The organism is Capnocytophaga sp. oral taxon 332 str. F0381 (genome assembly GCF_000318275.2).
GTDB lineage: Bacteria > Bacteroidota > Bacteroidia > Flavobacteriales > Flavobacteriaceae > Capnocytophaga > Capnocytophaga bilenii.
Map to the genome: position 1 here is coordinate 1,422 of NZ_KB291328.1, position 1,513 is coordinate 2,934.

4 protein-coding genes and 1 pseudogene are annotated in these 1,513 nt (G+C 28.8%); all 5 read right to left on the reverse strand.

The window, feature by feature from the left end:
* Positions 1-261: pseudogene (locus HMPREF9075_RS13880) on the reverse strand (hypothetical protein); the annotation flags it as partial.
* Between the two features lie 24 nt (positions 262-285).
* Positions 286-600: a hypothetical protein gene (locus HMPREF9075_RS08590; RefSeq protein ID WP_009416149.1), complete on the reverse strand. Its 315-nt coding sequence runs from the start codon at positions 598-600 to the stop codon at positions 286-288.
* A 3-nt stretch (positions 601-603) separates the two neighbouring features.
* A complete protein-coding gene (locus tag HMPREF9075_RS08595) occupies positions 604-933 on the reverse strand; it encodes a hypothetical protein (protein WP_009416150.1) in 330 nt (109 codons plus the stop codon).
* 3 nt (positions 934-936) lie between these two features.
* Entirely contained in the window at positions 937-1,266 is a 330-nt protein-coding gene (locus tag HMPREF9075_RS08600) for a hypothetical protein (protein ID WP_009416151.1), read from the reverse strand.
* Between the two features lie 12 nt (positions 1,267-1,278).
* Positions 1,279-1,513: zincin-like metallopeptidase toxin domain-containing protein (locus HMPREF9075_RS08605; RefSeq protein WP_009416152.1), on the reverse strand; the 235-nt coding region annotated here is incomplete at its 5' end.

A 1,513-nucleotide genomic window follows, 5' to 3' on the forward strand; every position in this document is an offset into this window, starting at 1 on the left:
GTAATACATAAAATCTAATTTCTTAATACTTTTAGTCATAGGGAAATAGATGACATTTGGACATTTTTTTAGATCAAACTGCTGAAATGTTTCTATACGAACCCTTTTTATATCGTTACTGTTGCTGTCAAAAAAGCTATTGAAATATTCTTTATGTTCATCTTTTTCAAATGAGTTTTTCCTTATTTCAACTGCAAAACTCCCATTTCTTCTTCCTGTTATTTTAGGTTCGAAGTCAAACTTTATATTATAAAACTTCATAATGTATACTTTTACTATTAATGTTTATTCTTTTTCTTTTTCATACTCATCCCATTCTTTAAGAATTTCTTTATCTATGATTTCAGATCGTGGTAGATAAGTATTATATCCATATTTATCTATTGTTTTGATAAGTTTGCCCGTATCATCAGAAATAAAATATGAAAATAAGTTCTCTTGTTCAAATAATTTTGAAACAGCTATTACTATCCAGCACTGTCGTTCAGTATCATATATAGCTTCCTCTATAGTGTGATTTAGCTTTGTATTATATTCTTTTTCTATACGAGCTTTTATCTGCTTTGCAATATCTGTTATTTCTTGTTCAGTATGTTTCATTATTTAAATAAAATCTTCTGGGTGTTCTTTCTCATATTCATCCCATTCTTTAAGAATTTCTTTTTCTTCTTCTGTATATTCTTCAGGGAGATAGGTATCATACCCATCTTTATCTAATGTTTTAATTAGTTCTCCTGTTTTATCTGAAATATGATAGAAAAAAGACTCTTTTTCTCCCAATAATTCATAAGAACCTATCGCAATCCAATATTGATCTTCTTCATCATATACAGCCCCAATGATAGTATGGTCTAACTTTGTATTATACTCTTTTTCTATACGAGCTTTTATCTGCTTTGCAATATCTGTTATCTCTTGTGCTGTGTGTATCATTTCTTAAATAAAATCTTCTGGGTGTTCTTTTTCATATTCATCCCATTCTTTAAGGTTTTCCTTTTCTTCTTCTGTATATTTTTCAGGGAGATAGGAGTCATATCCATAACCATCTAATGTCCTAATTAGTTCTCCTGTTTTATCTGAAATGTGATAGAAAAAATAATCCTCTTCTCCAAAAAGATCAAACACAGCTGTAACTATCCATACCTTTTCCTCTTGACTATACCTTGCTCGTTTTATAGTATGCTCTAAGTTGATACTATATTTTTTTTCTATTTTTTCCTTGATGATTTGGGTTATTTCTAATATTTCTTGTGCTGAATGATTCATAATAATATCTTTTTATTTTAGTTTTTTTGCTATTTCTTTTATATGTTCTTCTCTCACTTCATCTAAATATTTTCTTGCTCCTGATATTTGATAATCCGTTAACTGTTCTTTGTGATTCTTCATTAGTTCATCATAGACATACTCCTCTTTCTCTAATCTTGATTGTGCTTTGTATTTTTGATCACCTAACTGATAATTTTGTTTTGCATGGTAACACCTTTTCCCCATTTTCATCATACGCCTCATA